At 65.9% G+C, this 16,854-nt stretch carries 18 protein-coding genes; 4 read left to right on the top strand and 14 right to left on the bottom strand.

The window, feature by feature from the left end; translation table 11 throughout:
• The 10 genes from OG452_RS24830 to OG452_RS24785 all read right to left on the bottom strand — a co-directional run bounded on the left by OG452_RS24830 (window position 1) and on the right by OG452_RS24785 (window position 9,018).
• Window positions 1-903: a phage distal tail protein gene (locus tag OG452_RS24830; protein ID WP_327297779.1), complete on the bottom strand. Its 903-nt coding sequence runs from the start codon at window positions 901-903 to the stop codon at window positions 1-3.
• Window positions 903-5,264 carry a phage tail tape measure protein gene (locus OG452_RS24825; RefSeq protein WP_327297778.1) on the bottom strand — a complete coding sequence of 1,454 codons (4,362 nt, stop codon included), beginning with the start codon at window positions 5,262-5,264 and terminating at the stop codon, window positions 903-905. The genes OG452_RS24830 and OG452_RS24825 overlap by 1 nt, the downstream gene beginning before the upstream one ends.
• A 3-nt stretch (window positions 5,265-5,267) precedes the next feature.
• Window positions 5,268-5,573, bottom strand: a complete 306-nt coding sequence (locus OG452_RS24820; protein WP_327297777.1) for a hypothetical protein — start codon at window positions 5,571-5,573, stop codon at window positions 5,268-5,270.
• A gap of 26 nt (window positions 5,574-5,599) precedes the next feature.
• On the bottom strand, window positions 5,600-6,211 hold the full coding sequence (locus OG452_RS24815) for a hypothetical protein (protein ID WP_327297776.1): 612 nt from the start codon (window positions 6,209-6,211) through the stop codon (window positions 5,600-5,602).
• A 14-nt stretch (window positions 6,212-6,225) separates the two neighbouring features.
• The gene (locus OG452_RS24810; protein WP_327297775.1) at window positions 6,226-6,720 is read right to left on the bottom strand and encodes a phage tail tube protein; all 495 of its coding nucleotides are present in this window, start codon (window positions 6,718-6,720) and stop codon (window positions 6,226-6,228) included.
• A 132-nt stretch (window positions 6,721-6,852) separates the two neighbouring features.
• Entirely contained in the window at window positions 6,853-7,152 is a 300-nt protein-coding gene (locus OG452_RS24805; protein WP_327297774.1) for a hypothetical protein, read from the bottom strand.
• Between the two features lie 131 nt (window positions 7,153-7,283).
• Entirely contained in the window at window positions 7,284-7,715 is a 432-nt protein-coding gene (locus OG452_RS24800) for an HK97 gp10 family phage protein (RefSeq protein ID WP_327297773.1), read from the bottom strand.
• Window positions 7,715-8,119 carry a hypothetical protein gene (locus OG452_RS24795; protein WP_327297772.1) on the bottom strand — a complete coding sequence of 135 codons (405 nt, stop codon included), beginning with the start codon at window positions 8,117-8,119 and terminating at the stop codon, window positions 7,715-7,717. The genes OG452_RS24800 and OG452_RS24795 overlap by 1 nt, the downstream gene beginning before the upstream one ends.
• Window positions 8,120-8,159: 40 nt before the next feature.
• A complete protein-coding gene (locus OG452_RS24790) occupies window positions 8,160-8,585 on the bottom strand; it encodes a DUF6093 family protein (protein ID WP_327297771.1) in 426 nt (141 codons plus the stop codon).
• A gap of 1 nt (window position 8,586) precedes the next feature.
• Entirely contained in the window at window positions 8,587-9,018 is a 432-nt protein-coding gene (locus OG452_RS24785) for a DUF6093 family protein (RefSeq protein ID WP_327297770.1), read from the bottom strand.
• 415 nt (window positions 9,019-9,433) lie between these two features.
• On the opposite strand from OG452_RS24785, the gene OG452_RS24780 reads away from it, so the two are divergent.
• The 3 genes from OG452_RS24780 to OG452_RS24770 are packed head-to-tail and all read left to right on the top strand — an operon-like array spanning window position 9,434 to window position 12,808.
• The gene (locus OG452_RS24780; protein ID WP_327297769.1) at window positions 9,434-10,531 is read left to right on the top strand and encodes an ABC-three component system protein; all 1,098 of its coding nucleotides are present in this window, start codon (window positions 9,434-9,436) and stop codon (window positions 10,529-10,531) included.
• Entirely contained in the window at window positions 10,528-10,989 is a 462-nt protein-coding gene (locus OG452_RS24775; RefSeq protein WP_327297768.1) for an ABC-three component system middle component 2, read from the top strand. The genes OG452_RS24780 and OG452_RS24775 overlap by 4 nt, the downstream gene beginning before the upstream one ends.
• Window positions 10,982-12,808, top strand: coding sequence for a hypothetical protein (locus OG452_RS24770; protein ID WP_327297767.1), 1,827 nt, complete (start codon window positions 10,982-10,984; stop codon window positions 12,806-12,808). The genes OG452_RS24775 and OG452_RS24770 overlap by 8 nt, the downstream gene beginning before the upstream one ends.
• Here OG452_RS24770 and OG452_RS24765 read toward each other — a convergent pair.
• Window positions 12,805-13,329 carry a sugar nucleotide-binding protein gene (locus OG452_RS24765; RefSeq protein ID WP_327297766.1) on the bottom strand — a complete coding sequence of 175 codons (525 nt, stop codon included), beginning with the start codon at window positions 13,327-13,329 and terminating at the stop codon, window positions 12,805-12,807. The two genes, OG452_RS24770 and OG452_RS24765, sit on opposite strands and share 4 nt — an antisense overlap.
• Entirely contained in the window at window positions 13,319-14,575 is a 1,257-nt protein-coding gene (locus OG452_RS24760; RefSeq protein WP_327297765.1) for a nucleotide sugar dehydrogenase, read from the bottom strand. The genes OG452_RS24765 and OG452_RS24760 overlap by 11 nt, the downstream gene beginning before the upstream one ends.
• Window positions 14,576-14,640: 65 nt before the next feature.
• Between OG452_RS24760 and OG452_RS24755 the strand changes: the two genes are divergently transcribed.
• Complete coding sequence (locus tag OG452_RS24755; RefSeq protein ID WP_327297764.1) at window positions 14,641-15,414, top strand: glycosyltransferase family 2 protein; 774 nt, start codon at window positions 14,641-14,643, stop codon at window positions 15,412-15,414.
• 36 nt (window positions 15,415-15,450) lie between these two features.
• Here the strand turns inward: OG452_RS24755 and OG452_RS24750 are convergent, their stop codons facing one another.
• Both OG452_RS24750 and OG452_RS24745 read right to left on the bottom strand, forming a co-directional pair.
• Window positions 15,451-16,389 (bottom strand): TauD/TfdA family dioxygenase, encoded by a 939-nt coding sequence (locus OG452_RS24750; protein ID WP_327297763.1) that lies wholly within the window; start codon window positions 16,387-16,389, stop codon window positions 15,451-15,453.
• A gap of 168 nt (window positions 16,390-16,557) precedes the next feature.
• Window positions 16,558-16,821, bottom strand: a complete 264-nt coding sequence (locus OG452_RS24745; protein ID WP_327297762.1) for a hypothetical protein — start codon at window positions 16,819-16,821, stop codon at window positions 16,558-16,560.
• Window positions 16,822-16,854 lie beyond the last annotated feature (33 nt).

The raw sequence follows: 16,854 nt of genomic DNA, 5'->3' as shown, positions 1-16,854 counted from the left end.
TTACAGGGCGGTGTAGGCGTCGCGCCACGCGACGGTCAGGCGGCTTGCGTTGGTGTAGTCGGACGCGGACCAGCTGATCTCGCAGGCCCCCGGTGGGATACGAAAGAGATCCAGGCGGGAGGAACGGGTCAGGGCGTTGGAGGCGTTGGCGCCGTCCAGGAGCACCCATCGGGTTCCGGGCCGGGTCTCGATCTGGAGGACTTCCCCTGTGCGGACCGTGAGGTTCAGCTCGATGTCCCGCCGCGTGGATCCCGCCAGGTGGATCACCGGATTCGACACGGGGCCTTTGATCGTCAGAGTGGGCCAGGCCGGGGAGTCGCCGGCGTTCGCCACCCACCCGGAGCGCAGCTGCGGGTCCACCACACCCGTAGTGATCGGGGCCTTCAGCGGCGCCTTGAACCCGAGCGTGGTTGAAGCAATCGACAGCGGCAGACTGAGCTGCTGCTCTGGCTCGTCGTGCCACACCGGGTCCGTCGCGGTGAAGGACAAGGTCAGCGGAATCCAGCCGAACTTGGCCTGCGACATCGTCGCCGTCTCCAGCCGGCGCGCCCGCCCGTAAAGGCGGCGGATACCGCCGCGGCCTGGCCAGCGGACACGCAGAACGGCAAGATCCCCGGCGTCTCGCCGGATCGAAGGCATGGCAATCGCCGCGTTCAGCACCGCCAGGTCGTCAACGGCCGCCGAAGGGTCATCCGGCGTGCGTATCCCGACCTCCAGCGTCACTTCCCTGGGCTTGAAGTAGTCCACCCCCGGAAACGCCCCGTCGTCCGTCGCCAGGTCGACGTCCTGCGTGCGCAGCTCCGGCGCTCCCAGCCCGGTCACTTCTGACACCACATAGGGCGTCCCGGGGCCGAGGAGAACCCCGGCGAAGTCGTACTGGCCGTCCTTCGTGATCGTGGCCATCAGATGCGACCTCCGCGCTGCGCGTTCCGAAGGCGGCGCATGATCTCGAAGCCGACGGTGTCGGCCGTATCCCGGTCGGCGCCGCCGGTGACAGTGACGGGCATCGACCCGACGAGTGCCGCCGGCTGCTCACGCACGACCACCACCTGAACCCCGGCGGCAGGCCGGGCGTCCACGAGGCGGCTCGGCCCGCTCACACCCCGCGAGGTGAGGTGGTATCCGAACCGTCCGGCCACGTCACGAAGTACCGCGGTCGCTGAATCCCGTTGGGCTCCCCCGAGGGGGATGAAGGCTTCGCCGCTTGTCTGGGGCTCGGCGAACCGCACGAGCCCGTTACTGGTGGCGTACAGGCCAGGGGTGAGAATCCCGCCGTTCGCGTACGACAGGCCACGGTTGGCGCGGCTGAGGTCGGACACGAACCTGTCGCCCCGCCCGCCCAGGGCCCTCTTGATCTGCCCAAGGCCCTTGGTCGCAGTCTCGATGACGCTGTCCTCATCAAGTCCCGTCGTCTCCGCAACATCGTGCAAGCCGGTCCTGCTGGACTTAACAGCGGCGATGATCGACACGAGGTCCGCGACCTGATCCGATGTGAGGGCGGTGTTCGCCCTCTTCGCTGCGGAATTCGCCGCCGACGCCTTCTTGTTGTCCTTCACCGCAGCCGCTGCAAGCTCCATGGCGGCCTGGTCGTCCTGCGCTGCCAGTTGCTTGGCGAGGTCTCCGTACCCCTTACCGGCGAGGGTCGCCAGGTTCCGGGCGAAGGCGTCGTCAGCTCCGGTGGCCTTGTTGAGCTGGCGGACGTAGTCCGTCAGGCTCGCTTTCGCCTCAGCGGCCAGGCCGCGAAGCTCCTTCGCCATCTCATCGACGTACTTCTTCGAACCGCGCGCCATCTTCTTCGTGAGGGCGATCCCGTCCTCGCCCATCGACGCCAGAGCATCTGCGACGTCAGCGCCCGCCCGGTCAGCCACTGTGGAGAGGTCCTTCGCCCACACCTGGTTGGCCCTGCTGTTCGCCTTCAGCTTCCTCTCAACGGCGCCCTCATCGAAGTAGTCGACTTCGGTGACCTTGGTCGTCCACTTCCCGTTCTTGCCCTTGACCCGCTTCTTGACCTTCTTCGTCTTGTGTCCGGCGTCTCCCGCGTCCGAGGAGGAGTACAGCGACCCGGTCGCCGGGTCGTACGTCCAGTCGGTGACACCGCCCTGCGCGTTCCACTCGATGCCGGCCGGGTCGCCGCCCAGACGGCGCACGATCTCTTCCGTGATGGCGCGGGATCTGGGGCGCTTACTCACCGCCAGGGGCACATAACCCTCGCCCTGGGTCTCGTCCTCACCCCACACCCGCCATGAGCCACCCCGTGCGATCTGGGCAATGTGCTGCTCGGTCCCCTTCCGAACACCGCCATTGGCGTAGTACGACACCACTCCGCCGTCAGCCTCAGCCAAGCCCTGGTAGCCGTTCGCGTACGGTCCGTGGGTTCCGGTCGGTGAATACGGGGCATTCTTGTACGCGAAGTACACAGGGATGTTCACCGACGGCGGCTTGGACACGCTGATCGCAATGTTCTTGCTCCCGGGGATCCTCCCCACGGAAGCTCCGATCGCGTCGAGCTGGTTTTTGACCGCTGCCATGTTCCCCGACAGCAGCGCCGAGGTCAGGGCGGCTGCGGCGGCCGTGCCCTTGGTCTGGGAGACAGCCACGATGAGACTGAGCATTCCCGACCACTCGGCGTTCGACTGGATCCCCGCCGCCTTGAAGGCTCCCGTCACACCTGACAGATCCGGTGCCTCGATCGGCATGTCCGCGCCGTAGAGGTATCCGAGCTGCGTACGGATATCTTCGACGTCGCCCTTCAGGAACGACTGCGCGAGGGACGTCGACGCTTCCTTCCCGAACTTGGCGGAGACGTCGGCGAGCAGGCTCATGCCCTGTTCGAGCTGTGCGGCCGCAGCCTTGGGCAGCCTCTTCGCCGCGTTCGACATGTCGGCAACCGTCATGTCCCTCATGACCCGTGCCAGCTTGCCCGGGTCATTGGTCGCAGACGCGTCCGCCCACGCCTCGGCGGTCTTCTTCCCGTACTTCGCGGAAATCGCGGGCAGCTGCTCCATGCCTGCGCGGAAGGCCGGAGTGGCTCGCGCCGACGACTCCCGGATGATCGATTCGAGCTCGTCGGCAACCTTGCCCTTCCCGTGCTGCAACTGCTTCACGAGCTCATCGAGGAGCGGCGCCGAGTCCGGCCCGAGATCGGAGAAGTGGTCGGCGAGATCAAGGCGCCCCTCGGAAGCGAGCTCCCCCAGGTTCTTCTGGAACTCCCGCTGTGCCTTGAGCTGCTTCTGCAGCTCCTGGACGTAGTCGGACAGGGATGCCTTGGAGACGTCGGCTGACCGGCCTGCCTGCCGGTTGGCCTCTGCGACCTTGTCCTGTGCGGCCTTCCACGCCTTGGCGGGGTCAACGATGGACGCGAGAGACTTGCCCATCGCCTCCATCTGGTCGGTGAACTGGGGCGACCCCGTCTTGTCCGTAGGCAGGGACTGTGTGAGATCCCACGCGCCCAGCAGCTCCCGCCGGTTGTGCTCGATCTTGTTGTTGACGATGGCCATATTCGCGGCAAGGTCGCTCTCCTTCTTGACCGCGTTCGACCAGATCTTGTGCTGCTTGTCCAGCACCCCTTTGGCCCGGTCGAAGGAGATGTCATAGGTGTAGGTCCCCCCGGCGACCTCCCATGACGCTGCCTTCGCACTGGCCAGCTCCTCCTTGAGCTGTCGGAGTTTCTGGCCACCGGAAGTGATCGCATCGATGGCCGTCGCCACGTCCACCCCGGCGTCCTTCAGCTTCTTCACGTCGTCGCTGTTGGTGAGCTGTTCAGTCAGCGTCCGCAGTCCCGCGCCCTGCTCGCCCTCATCACGTTCCTTACGGAGGGCATCGACCAGTTCGTCGGTAGCAGCCTTCGCCTTCTGCTTGCTCGCCGAGTAGGCGGCATAGACGCCCACCCCGACGGCCATAAGGGCAGTGAGGGCTCCGACTGCGATCCCCGCGCCGCTCAAGACCGCGGGGAGCGCCGATCCTCCCGCTCTCGCTGCGGCCAGTTCGGTGCGGAATGCCGTGAGCTGCGCACCGAAACGTAGGAACGCGGCCTTCCCCAGCATCGCCACCGCCGACAGGGCTATCAGGACGCCCATCAGTGACTTCACCGGTCCGGGCAGGTCGTTGACCGCACCGGCGAGCACGTTCAGGAACTCCCCCGCCGTCTGCAAAGCAGGCAAGAGCACCCGCGCCATGTCAATGCCAAGGGCCTGGGCCTGGTTTCGGAACAAGCTCCACTGGCCGGCGGTCGTGTCCATCTGGATCGCATACGCCTTCTGCGTCGCACCAGCCCGCTGCACTTCCTGGCTGATCCCCTGGTACACGGTGGCGTAGTTCTCACCGTCGGCCGCCGACAGGGCGAGCGCAGCTCTCACCGCGCGGATGTCCCTGAGCAGAGGGACCAGCTGATCCGCGCTTCCGCCGGTGGCGTTGCGTACCTTCTGCATGACCACGTACAAACCGTCCTGCTGAAGGGCGGCCGAGGCAGACTCGTAGCCGAAGCCCTTGATCATGGCGGACAGCTCCTGAGTGGGCTTCATCATCCGCGTGAGCAGCATGTTGAGCGCCGTCACACCCTCTGCTGCGGGAATGCCCGACAGGGTGACAGCAGCGAGCGCGGAACTGATGTCGTCGAATGTGACGCCCGCGGCGGCTGCCATCGGAACGACGTCTCCGAGCTGCTGCGCCAACTCGTCAAACGACACCACGCCGTAGTTGACCGTCTGGAACATGGTGTCCATGACGTCGTTCGCCTGGGAGGCGTCCATGCCGTACGCCTTCAGCACACCGAGCAGGGCCCGGGCCGACGTCTCGGTGGTGGTCAGGCCCGCTGCGGCACCCCGCGCGGCCACACGGAGGATCGTCATCGCGTCTGCGCCGTCGAACCCGGTACTGACGATCTGGTACAAACCCTCGGCCAGCTGGTCAGCGGACTGCGGGAGCTGGGTACTCAGGTCGACGATCTGGTTCGTGAACTGCTCGATGTTGGTGTTGTTGATCTCCTGCGAGATCGTCATGACGTTCGCCATGTGCTTCTCAAGCTCGATGGCGCTACGCACGCCCATCACGAACGCACCGCCGAGAGCAACGCCCATCACGGTGAACCCGGTGGCCATCGCGCGGCGAGTCCGCTCCGACCGGGCCGCGAGCCCGTTGAGGTCACCATCGAGTCGGCGGACCTGCCCACCGAAAGCGGTGACCTGACCGGCCGCTGTGCGCAGGCCGCCAACCAGCCCGGAGACACCGGCCTGAACTTGGACGTACAGGGTGTAGGCCCCAGCCACTGGCTACGCCTTCTTCCTGGGCCGAAGCCCGACCTTCACCCCACGCCCCTCCGGACCATCCGGGACCTGCTCTTGCTCCATCGCGATCAGCTCGCACCCGACGCACCGGTGTGTTTCAGTCACGTAGGCGAAGCGGTGGCCACCCGCGTCGTCGTCCCACTCCTCCGGCCGGGTCCCGCACCCCTCGCACACCGACCGCGAGTAGGCAAGGAAGGAGACGGCTTTCGCGCGGTCGAGCGCCGACCATCGCCCCTCCCCCGCCCCCGTGAACTGCGAGTGCGGGATGCCGTGCGAAGCGCAGACCTCCATCTCCGCGCGGAAGCCCGGGTCGGAGATCAGCCTTTTCCCAGATCAGCTCGCAGCGTCTGGTTGACCAACAGGGCGCAGGTGAAGAGCGCCTTCGCCTCGGAGTCCGGCCAGGCGTCAAGGAGTTCCTGCGCATCCTGCTCGCTCATGCCGGGAACCACCTCATCCAGCTCGTTCCGCTCGATGTGGCAGGCGGAGATGAGGGCGGCCGGATAGGTCTCCACGTTGTACTCCATGCCCTGGTCGGCCTGGGCCTCCGTCGGAGAGTGGTCACGCAGAAGCTGCTCCCAGGCAGGTCGCGGCAGAGCCCGAAACGTCAGGACGACCGTCACCTCGTCCAAGGCCAGTTCGACAGCTTCAAGTCGGAGCTGAGCGGCAACTACATCCGGTTGGGCTACCGTCCAGTCCTCACGGTCGGCCTCCGAGACGCCCTGCTCTATGGACTGTGCCCGGGCCGCAGTGCGGGCCTTAGCAAGTTCCATTGCTGCGTCGGTGACGTTCTTCTTCGCCTGGTCGTCATCGCACATGCGAAGGCTGCGCTCGGGGAGCTTACGAGCTTTCAGCCGCGCCATCTTCGCCGACCAGTGGGCGTCGCGGGCGACGGCCGTCGCCGGGGGTTCGGATATCGCTGTGGTGGTCATGCGGCAGCCCCGGCTCAGACTGTCTTCGCCGGCACCGCGGCGTCGAGGGTGGGCTCGTCGGTGATGCCGAAGGTGACCTTGAACTTCGCAGGTTCGGAAGCGGTGCTGTACGAGGGGCTTCGGCTACCGACTCGGATGGGGAACACATCGAGCGACTTGGACTGCGGCACGTCGCCCTTGCGCAGGATGGCGATGAAGCCGATGACGCCCTTGGACAGCAGAGTCTCGACGTCGTCGTTGACCTTGTCCTCGTAGAACGTCAGCGCGCTGTTGTCCGCCTTGTCCTCGCCGGGGATGGTGGTGGCGAACGTCGACCCCATGTCCGGGGTATCGATCGGAGTGTTCTCCAACGACCAGCCCTCGACGTCGGAGATGGTGTCCGACAGGTTCGTGGCGTTGGTGGGCCCGAGTTCGGCGCGGGTGGGAACGTTGTCGTCGGACGCGATCTTCTGCAGGAAGTAGAAGAGGGTGGTGCCTCGGCGCATGAAACGCTGCTGCGTGGTTGCCACGCGACTCTCACTCTCCGGGGACGCTGAAAGCCCCGAAATACGGCAGGCCCGTCCCCAACAGATCAAGCTGGGAGTCAGCCCGTACCGAGTGGTCGGGCGTCCGCGATGGGCCTCCGCGGTGAGGTGCGGCGGTCAGCCGAGAGTGGTGACCTCGATCGCAAACCGCTGAACGTAACTGTATACGCCGCTGGCGACGGCCACGCCTTCCTCTTTGTCCAGTTCACGGGACATGACCACGTAGCCGGCGGCAGCGATCGGGTAGGTGTAGCCGAGCGGGGTTCGGGCGAGGATGCCCGCGCGGACTTTGTCGGCCATCCACTCCGCCTGCTCGGCCGTCGTAGCAACTGACGTGACCTGGTAGACGATTCGGGCATCTGCACTGGCGTCTCCGAAGGGCGGCCCGTCGCTGATCGACCCGACTGGGTAGAGCACGCTGTACGGGGTCGCCGTGCCAGTTGGCAGGCTGCTGGAAGTGGGCGCCGTTCCGTACCCGCAGGACCGGCCCGTCGAGCTGGCGAGCATCGCTTGGACCGCGAGACTGAGCACTCGCCCGGATACGGCCATCAGTCACCCACCGCCGCTCCGACCGCGGCCAGGAAGGCTGGACGGACCTGCTCGACAGCGGGCCCCACATGTGGGTACGGCGGCTGGTTGTAGATCCGTCCGAGGCTGTCGGCCCCGACGAAGCCGTACTCCAGGCGCCTGCTCTGCGGCTTGTTGGTCCCGACGATCGCCTCAACGTTGAGCCCACTGGTGGAGAACTCGTGGGTCCACGAACGACGGTAGTCACCCGTCGGCGCCTTCGGCCCTGGCCGACCGCTCGCGTTGGCCTTGATGGCCGTCTCCAGCAGCATGGCGTAGTGCTGCACGACGCTGGCCACCGCAGGGAGCGCGGCTGCCGCACGGGCATTCAACAAGGCGGCAATCTGAGGCGCGTTGCTGTACGAACCCGCCGACCGGTGCGCGTTCGGGTGCGGGTTACGCGGGGATGCCATCAGCTCACCCCCTGGGCTTGGTCGAACTCCCCCCGCGCCCACTGCTGGAGCTGCGCCAATATGGCCTTGGTGAAGCCGTGCGGACCGCCGTCCATGTCCGGGCGGGCCAGCGCCGCTCTCTCCAGCAGCCCGGCGTCGATGACTGAGAGGAAGTGGGCGGCTGCCGGTCCCGGCTCGTACGGGACTCCTACGGCGACCCTGGCATGGCCCTTGAAGTCAGGGCTGGTCCTGCCCCGCGCGACCTGGAGGACCAAATCGGGTGCTTGGCCCGCCTGTTGGTGAATCGTGTATCCCGACACGACGTGCGAGTAGTCGGTTCCATCTATCCGTATCGAAGCATTGCTGCCGTCCGCCGTAACCCTGACCTGCTGAAGGTCGGCGGGCGGAGTGTCCGTGATCTCCATACATTTAGCGTAGGGCGATTCCCGGACACTCCGGTTCACCTCAGGACGGCGGCGTGATCTCGTCCAGTCTCGTCACGCGCACCAGCTCCACGGTTGACGCTTCGGCCGGGTCGAGGACCTGCCAGACCCGCCCACCTGTTGCCGCGTTGCCCGAGTGCGCCACGATCACCTCAACCTGGTCGTACCGGGCTGGCACAGGCGCACTGAGCGGTGTCAGCAGCCGGTACCAGGAGACCGTGTCGTCAAGCCACTGCTTGCCGACGATCCCCTCAGCAGTCACCTGGCCGTGCCCCGACAGCATGGCACCTGGACCCTCGTAGACCAGGTCTGCGGGTACTCCTCCGAGGAGCCCTGTGTCAGGGTCGAGTGCCGGCGTGCCCGTTGGTCGGGTGACTCGCACCGTGTCGAGCAGGAGCTTGGCTTCCAGCTCCTTGCGCACTTCCTCCGGATCGAACGCCGTGGTCACTTCACGCTCCTGTCGTCTGGGTGTTCTGGTCGACCCAGGTCGTACGGACGATGCTCAGGGTGGAGGTCTCCCCGATATCAATCACACGCCACGTCCGGCCGATAGCCGACTCGTCTTCAGCCTCAACGACAGCCACGGTGTCCTCGCGCGAGGCGACCGGCGCCGACAACGGAGTGAGCAGCCGATAGCGGGACGGGGTGTCGTCTATATACGCCTGTCCGGCGAGGTGCAGGACCACGGAAGGGCCGCCGGTGGGGAAGATCGCACCCGGGCCTTCGTAGATGGTGACGGGCGGTCCGGGCTCGTACTGCCCCGTGGCCGGGTTGAAGACCGGCTCGCCAGGCCGATAGATACGGATTTTGTTGGTGAGGATCTTCTTCTCGACGATCGCGCTGACGGCCCCCAGAGTCAGCCCTTCAGTAGGCGCGCTCATACGTTCGAGCGTAGCGGGAGTCTCTGATGGCTCAGCTTCTCTGATGTCCTTTGACAGCGAAGTTAGTCCAGCGACGGCTGCTGACCTGCGTGGACTATCTTCAATGGCAACGCGGCCCTCATGACCCCATCCCAGATCTCTCAGGCGAAGGATGAGGTCGGCCGTCTAGCGGCAGATCGATCCGTTTCGGCGCGTCTGCGTCGTTCACCGCTTCGTCAGGGACTTCCAAGACCACCTGCCCGCCGCGGCGGAGGTGCCGTTGGCTCCCGACCTGATTTGCGCGTGGGTTGTGTGTTGAATCGCTCCGCCGTCACCGTCGGTGTCTCAAAGGTACCTCTTTTGTGAACGATCGATCAGTGATATCCCTAGTCACAGCCGTTGCACGGCAACCGACCGGGCTGCACGAGGGGGGAACGTGTCGGACCAGACGCGTGCGCCACAAGGCGGTCCCGCTGAACCGCCGCTGGTACTCCAGCGCCCGGCGATGCAGTTCCCGTACATGCCGAGCCCCAAGAAGATCGTCTTCGGGTACGACCCGGACGAGTTCGAGGAGTTCGTCAAGGAATGGGTTCCAGCCCTCGAACCGGACTATGAACGCGTTGAGCGCCAAGGCGGCACCGGGGACCACGGCATCGACGTGGCCGCCTACCGCAGCGTGCAAGGACTGGAAGGGCCGTGGGACAACTACCAGTGCAAGCGCTACAAGAGCGCCTTGAACTGGAGTACAGCAGCCGGCGAGATCCGCAAGATGTTCGCCGGAGCGGTACTGGGGCATTTCGTTCGGCCCATCCGGTACGTGTTCGTCGCCCCCGCCTTCGCCCGCACCCTGCGCGATGCGCTGGCGAAGCCGGAACAGACCCGTGTGAAGTTCCTGGCGGAGCTGGCGTCAACGAGTGATGAGGTCATCACCCGGTTGACGGCCGATCAGCGCCAGGAATTGACCAAGCTGGCCGAGCAGACGGATTTTTCCATGTTCTCGCCGATCGACATGGACCAAATGCTGGAGCAGCACAAGACCACCCCGTACTGGACGATGCGGTTTCCCGACGAGCAGCGCGAACGCCCTGCGATCATGACGCCCCCGGACGAGCATGACGCGGAGGAGGCGCGTTACGTTCGGCAGCTGGTGCAGGTGTATGCAGAGCGATGGAAGTCGGCGGCGAACACGCTGGAGCTGGTCGCGCAGCACCCTACGGCCAGTAAGCACATGCGGCGCCAGCGCGAGGCGTTCTACAGCGCCGAATCCTTGCGGCGCTTCGCCCGGGACGCCTATCCCGAAGGACACTTCAATGCGGTCATGGACGACGTCTGCACCGTTGCGGTAGAGGTGTGCGACAAGCGTTACGAGCTCGGCTGGGACCGGTTGCAGGATGTGCTGGAAGCGGCTGGGGGCGTTGCGCTGACACAGACAGTTCTTACTCGTTTTGTGCGGCCCCTGGACCGTATGGGGGTATGCCATCACCTGGCGAACGATTACCGACTGACATGGTGTGAGGAAGGGGGAGCCGCATGAATCCGCTCAACAGTCCACTGGAGATCGGGGTGCGGGCGCTGGTGCTGCTGGCCGAGAGCCATCCCCAGCCGCTCGACCTGGCGCAGCTGGCCGTCCTCGACCACGCCGTCCTGCATAGCGGCGACCACGACGGCCCGCCCTCCCTCCACCCCTCGCTGCCCGGGCACTCCGGAGAGCTGGGCATGAAGCGCACCGTGCTGGAGCAGGCGCTCCTCGTACTCATCCGTGCCGGGCTCGCCGGCGCCGAAGCCGACGAAACGGGTCTTGTCTACCGGGCGACCGACCGTGGGCCCGCATTCGTCGACATCCTCGAAACCCCCTATGTGGGGCGGCTGCGTGAGCGTGCCAAGTGGGCCGTGCACCAATGGGCCCCTGGCATCGACGTACGCGAGGCCACTGCGGAGCTCGTGAACGGCTCCCTGTTCGCATCCACGCCCGGCGAGGGCCACCGTGAGTGAACTGCAACTGACCCACCTGACCTACTGCGGGGCCGACCGTCCCCCGGCGCAGATCATTTTCGGCCCGGAGCTGACCGTCATTTACGGCACCTCCGACACTGGCAAGTCCTTCATCGTGAAGTCGATCGAGTACATGCTGGGCGGAGCCGACCTCGCGATGGTCCCCGAGAGCGAGGGCTACACGCAGATCCTGCTGGGCCTGCTGATGCCGAACGGCAGCCCACTGACCCTGCTGCGCGCTCCCGACAGCAACAGCATCTTCCTCTACTACGCGGACCTGCGTGCCTACGTGACAGAGATGCCGGATGCGTCCGTGACCGCGGTCCATAACGTCCGCAGCCGCAACAGCCTGTCCATCCATATGCTGCGCGAGCTGGGTCTGGACGAGGTCCTGATCCGCAAGAACGAGGCCGGCGGCACCCGCCCCCTGGCTCTGGCCGATCTGCTACATCTGGCTCTTGTCACCGAAAACCGTATGGTCGGCGACGTACCCCCAGTGCTGCGCACAGGGACGGCCAATACGCGCACTGCGGAGCTGTCGGTGATGCGGTTCCTGGTCACTGGGGAAGGCGATCCGGCCGTGGACACCGGCCCCAACGCCGGGCAGCGTCGCGTCCACAAAGGCCAGGTACAGCTGCTGGACCAGCTAGTCCTCGATCTCTCGTCCAAACTCCGTACGCAGGAGAACGAGCGCCAGCTCCGCGACCGGCACATTCGGATCCGTACCGCGCTGGACGAGCAGTCTGCGCCGCTGCGCCAGACCAACGAGTCTCACCGTGAAGCGGTCGACGCCCGCATGGAAACTGCCCGCCAGCTGGCCGCGCTCGATGAGCGGCTGACCGAGGTCAGCGACCTGCTACGGCGCTTCAAGTTGCTGGAGGCGCAGTACCGTTCGGACCTGGAACGGCTGGCCATGGTCAACGAAGCGGGCAGCATCCTGGGCTACTTCAAGATTGGGGCCTGCCCGTTCTGCGGCGCTGAGCGCGAGCACCAGCAGCCCAACCACCGCCTGGAAGAATCCACACAGCTGCACACTGCCGTTGAAGCAGAAGCCGCCAAGACCACCACACTGCTCTCTGACCTGCTGCCCACCATCTCCGATCTGGATGGTGAGCAGACGGCTTTGATGAACCGCAGGGTGCAGTGGCAATCCGACATAGGGGTATGGGATCAGGTAATCGAGGAGCTGGAAGGGGGGATCGCCGCGTTGCGCTCCGACGTCGAAGACCTGGTCGAGGAACGCTCCGTCGTTGAGCGAGAACTGGAGTTGCAAGCCCGCATTGCCGAGCTGGACGACAAGAAGTCCCGGCTTGTCGGAGAAGGCGCCGTCGCCACGACGCGCCCCGCTCAGCACATCCCTACCGCCACATTGGGTGATTTCGACTCCATCCTCCAACAGATTCTCGACGCTTGGCAGGTGCCGGCCGCCGACCACGCGGAATACGACCAGTATTACGCCGAAATCCGCGCCGGCGGCCGCAAGCGGATAGAGCGTGGCAAGGGGATGCGCTCGGTCCTGCACTCGGCGTTCACTACGGCGCTGGCTCGTTTCTGCATGGATCGGGATCTGCACCATCTCGGCTTCGTTGTCCTGGACTCCCCGGTGGTCACCTATCGCGACCCCGAGCCTGACGACATCGACGATGTGGAGCTGACCTCCACCGTCGTGGACCGGTTCTACAAGGACATGCTGTCCTTCCCCGGCCAGGCCATAATCATCGAAAACGGCGACCCGCCTACCAAGGTGCTCTCCGAGGCCGCTACCTACCACTTCACGGGAACGACGAGCGGCAGAGCGGGCTTCTTCCCCAGGCACTAGCACGGCGCCGCGAGGATGCCGGTCTCGGCTGCTGCTTTGGCTGCGCTGTACGGGGTGTTGGGGTCCGGGAGGGCGGCCTCGTTGTAGTTGATGTCAGCGCCGGAGAAGACGGCGTCGGTGGACACATGGACCATGCGGACTCGGTTCTTGGCCGCGATCATCGCCAGGTGGGTGGGGCCTTTTGCCGTGGCCGCCCAGTCGACCCCGCCGCTCGATGTGTTCACGATGAGACGTGGGCGAACTTCGTCTGCCGGGGCGTCCAGGCGATCGTGGTCTCGCAAATCCAGCGGGTTCCATACGGCATGGGAGGTGTCGCCGGGCCTGGTCGCATACGTCGCGGCTGTAGGGCGGCCGGCCGCGCACGCCTGCCTGACCAGTTCGGCCCCCAGAAAGCCACTGCCGCCGATGATGAGAGTGGTCCTGTCGATCCTCTCGAAGGGGGTGTTGCAGGGCGTGGGCGGTAGTGCGGCGAGCAGGGTCGCTCTGAGGTCGGCTCTCCAGTGGCGTCGCTTACAGCACATCGACGTTGGCGCCGGAGAGTCGGTTGCGGCAGTCGAGCACGTACGGCGCGTGCTCAAGGACCGTCTCGTAGTCGAATCCCGTGTGGTCCGTGAGCAGGACGACGGCGTCGGATGCCGCGATCTCCTCCGCGGTCGCTACTACCCGGGTCAGGCGTCTGTCGGTGCGGATGTCGTCTACGACGTGCGGGTCCGCGCCACGCACCTCGGCGCCGAGGTTGAGCAATAGCTCAGCGACCCGCCCCGACGGCGACTCGCGTGCGTCGGAGGTGTTGGGCTTGTAGGCCAGCCCAAGCAGTAATACACGAGATCCGCTGACAGCCATACGGCGCGTGTTGAACGCCTCCATGAGCCGCCGAACCACGTAGTCAGGCATGTGGGCGTTCACGTCGTTGGCGAGTTCCACGAACCGGAACGGGACCCCGGCCGCGCGTTCCACCTTCCACGAGAAGAACGATGGGTCGATCGGAAGGCAGTGTCCTCCGACGCCGGGACCGGGGGTGAAGCGCATGAAGCCGAAGGGCTTGGATGCGGCGGCGTCGATCGCATCCCATAGGTTCACGCCGAGCGGCCTGGCGAGCATCGCCATCTCGTTGACCAGCGCGATGTTGACGTGTCGGAACGTGTTCTCGATCAGCTTGGTCAGCTCGGCCACTCGCGTTCCGGAGACCGGGACCGTGGTTTCCACCATGCTGTCGTAGAAGCCCTTGACCGCGTCAAGCGATGCGGCATCGATGCCGGAGACCACCTTGGGTGTCTTCTCGAACGGCCACAACCTGTTTCCCGGGTCGATGCGCTCGGGGCTGAAGCCGAGGTGGAAGTCCGCACCGGCAGTCAGCCCGGACGTCTTCTCCAAGATCGGCAGCAACAGTTCCTCGGTAGTACCGGGGTAGGTCGTGGACTCCAAGATCACAGTCGCGCCGGAGCGCAGGTGCTCGCCGAGCGTGTGGGCACAGGCCTCGACGTAGGTCAGGTCGGGCACCCCGTCCCGCAGCGGGGTCGGCACGGTGATAACCGCGAGGTCGAACGCGGGCAGCGCGTCGGCATCGTCGGTCACGCGGTAGGCCCCGGTATCCAGCACGGCGCGGAGCCGCGCCGATGCCACGTCCTCCACGTACGACTCACCAGCGGCAAGCTGACGGACGCGATGCGGGTCCACGTCGTAGCCGACGACACGGTGGCCCACCTCTGCGGCGCGTACGGCCAGCGGCAGTCCCACATAGCCCTGACCAGCGATAACAATATGCATGGCAGCTCCTACTCGATCGCAGTGCTTGAATGGACCGTCGTTCTGGCTGAGCAAGGAGAAGCACTGTGCCCCTGGTGTCTGTCGTGATGCCCGTGTACAACTCGGCAGCCACTCTCGGCCCAGCAATCCGGTCGGTGCTCACGCAGACCCACAGCGACCTGGAGCTGCTGATCACCGACGACCAGTCGTCCGATGGCTCCATGGACCTGCTCATGGAGTTCGCCCAGCAGGACAAGCGCGTCCTGCCGGAACTGGCACCCGAACGGGGCGGTGCCGGCCGGGCACGCAACCTCGCCATCGAACGGGCCCGGGGGGACTACATCGCCTTCCTCGACAGCGACGACATGTGGCTACCGGAGAAGGCCGAGCGGCAAATCGCATTCGCGGCTGCTGGTAGTGCGCCCCTGACGTTCACCAGCTATTTCAAGATGGACGCCGATTACGACGGCGAGAGCACCGACTTCATCCCGAACGGGCGTGTAGTCCGCGCGCGTGAACACGTGGACTACCGCGCGATGCTGGTCCAGGACCACATCGGGGCCCTGACCGCCATGTACGACCGCAACGTCCTGGGCACGAGGCTGATGCCGGAGATGCGGAAGCGACAGGACTACGCCCTGTGGCTGTCGATCATGCGCGATGGCGCTCATGCCCGGGGTCTGTCCGAGCCGCTCGCCGTGTACAGGGCCCACCAGGCGGGATCACTGTCCTCCAACAAGCTGTCGCTCGTCCCGTACAACTGGGAGCTGTACCGCGAGCACGAGGGACTGTCGGTTCCGCGGGCGACGCGGGCGCTGGCCGGCGCGGTGTACCAGTCGCTGCGCAACTCGCGGATCTAGGACCCTCAACAACCTGGCCAGAGACCCGCGCACCGCCTACGAGGCAGCTGGTCCGGTGGCTTCTGCGCTGCGCAGAAACAGCTGGAGCAGCAAGCGGCGGGCCTCGGGTGCGACAGCTTGCTGGCCGGCGCCGAGCGGTTCGCGCCCGTGGACCCAGCGGTGCTGGTTCACGATCAAGAAGTCACCGCGCTGGAGTGTGAAGGAGACCTGGCCGGCGACCATCTGGTCCGCGAGTTCCCTGGCCGCACGGGCGTGTTCCTCGCCGAGTCCGGACTCGACGAGCATCTTGGCGGTGAACCGAACGAATCCGAGGTGGGCCCGTTCCCCATCCAGGACGGGGAACGGGCTGTACTCCTTGCCGACGTCAGACAGATCGAAGAACGATCCGTAGCTATACGCCTCCTCGGACAGGAGCGTGCGGCTTGCCGGCGCCAAGCGCGATACGGCCGCGCGAGCGTCGGAAAGGATGCTCGCGCCGGCACCGAGCGGGTCGGGCCGGACACACAGAAGCGTCGTGTAGTCCGGCGGCTGGGTCACGTTGACCAAGTCCATGTGGAATGCGTTGTACCCCGTCCCCGTGGACAGTCCCGGATTCGCATTGAGATTGGTCCCGATCTCCTTCCACAGCGGCCATCGCCGGAAGGGCTGAAAAGGGACCGCCACTTCGGCAAGAATCGCCGTCGCCAAGCGCAAGAACTGCTCCCCGACCCCCAGAGCCTGCACGATGGCTCCCAGACGCACCACGGCGTAACCGCCAGCTGCAACGTTCAGCTTGGCGAGTAGAGCATCCCTGATTTCAGGGAAAAGCGGTATCGAACCCAGGTTGGTCCGGTACCGCACGATCGTGGAGGCCGACAGGAAGGAGCCGTCCACGCTCCAAGCGGGGAAGGCTCTTCCCATATCGATCAGGTCGTCTATCAGCTCTTCCGGCAGGTCAATGAAACAGTCTCGGCCAGCATTCACGATCTCGGGCATTACGTCCTCCTACTGCGGCGGTCGCCGCTTCAGCCTGCGGGGTCTGTCTGGCGCGTACGGATCGATGTGCAGGGGCCCGTACCGCTCGGGAGAGCGGTGGAACGGCACGGGCCTCCCGCGGGGCGGACTCGGGGTCTCGCCCCGGCGGGAACCGGCCGCGTGCAGGGGTCACACGGCCGGAGTCAGTGGGGGTACGAGGTCATCCAGGTCCACGACGGTGAATGCGCGCAGAGTGCGTACGAGCTGGGAGGCGAGGAACCATCGCAGGGCAGGGTCGCCGTACGGGACGGGGGTGTCGTCGCCTGCCAGCGCCTGAAGGCCGCTGCTGGTGTACGCGTAAGGCGTCCCGATGACCCCGTAGAGGGGAGCACTCTGCGCCAGGATCGCGACGTGTCCGTGCTCTGCGAGGTGGTCACACCGTTTCGCAGCCACGCGCGCGTGACGCAAACAGACCGGAGGCTGAGC

It is taken from the genome of Streptomyces sp. NBC_01197 (assembly GCF_036010505.1).
Classification (GTDB): Bacteria; Actinomycetota; Actinomycetes; order Streptomycetales; family Streptomycetaceae; genus Streptomyces.
The sequence above is the reverse complement of the archived record's forward strand: the minus strand, read 5'-3'. Positions and strand labels throughout refer to the sequence as shown.

Excerpts from the sequence above, each read along its gene's own strand:
- OG452_RS24760 (WP_327297765.1), bottom strand. The coding sequence starts at position 14,575 with ATGCATATTGTTATCGCTGGTCAGGGCTATGTGGGACTGCCGCTGGCC.
- OG452_RS24795 (WP_327297772.1), bottom strand. The coding sequence starts at position 8,119 with ATGGAGATCACGGACACTCCGCCCGCCGACCTTCAGCAGGTCAGGGTT.
- OG452_RS24765 (WP_327297766.1), bottom strand. The coding sequence starts at position 13,329 with ATGTGCTGTAAGCGACGCCACTGGAGAGCCGACCTCAGAGCGACCCTG.
- OG452_RS24800 (WP_327297773.1), bottom strand. The coding sequence starts at position 7,715 with ATGGCATCCCCGCGTAACCCGCACCCGAACGCGCACCGGTCGGCGGGT.
- OG452_RS24820 (WP_327297777.1), bottom strand. The coding sequence starts at position 5,573 with ATGGAGGTCTGCGCTTCGCACGGCATCCCGCACTCGCAGTTCACGGGG.
- OG452_RS24775 (WP_327297768.1), top strand. The coding sequence starts at position 10,528 with ATGAATCCGCTCAACAGTCCACTGGAGATCGGGGTGCGGGCGCTGGTG.
- OG452_RS24750 (WP_327297763.1), bottom strand. The coding sequence starts at position 16,389 with ATGCCCGAGATCGTGAATGCTGGCCGAGACTGTTTCATTGACCTGCCG.
- OG452_RS24785 (WP_327297770.1), bottom strand. The coding sequence starts at position 9,018 with ATGAGCGCGCCTACTGAAGGGCTGACTCTGGGGGCCGTCAGCGCGATC.
- OG452_RS24815 (WP_327297776.1), bottom strand. The coding sequence starts at position 6,211 with ATGACCACCACAGCGATATCCGAACCCCCGGCGACGGCCGTCGCCCGC.
- OG452_RS24830 (WP_327297779.1), bottom strand. The coding sequence starts at position 903 with ATGGCCACGATCACGAAGGACGGCCAGTACGACTTCGCCGGGGTTCTC.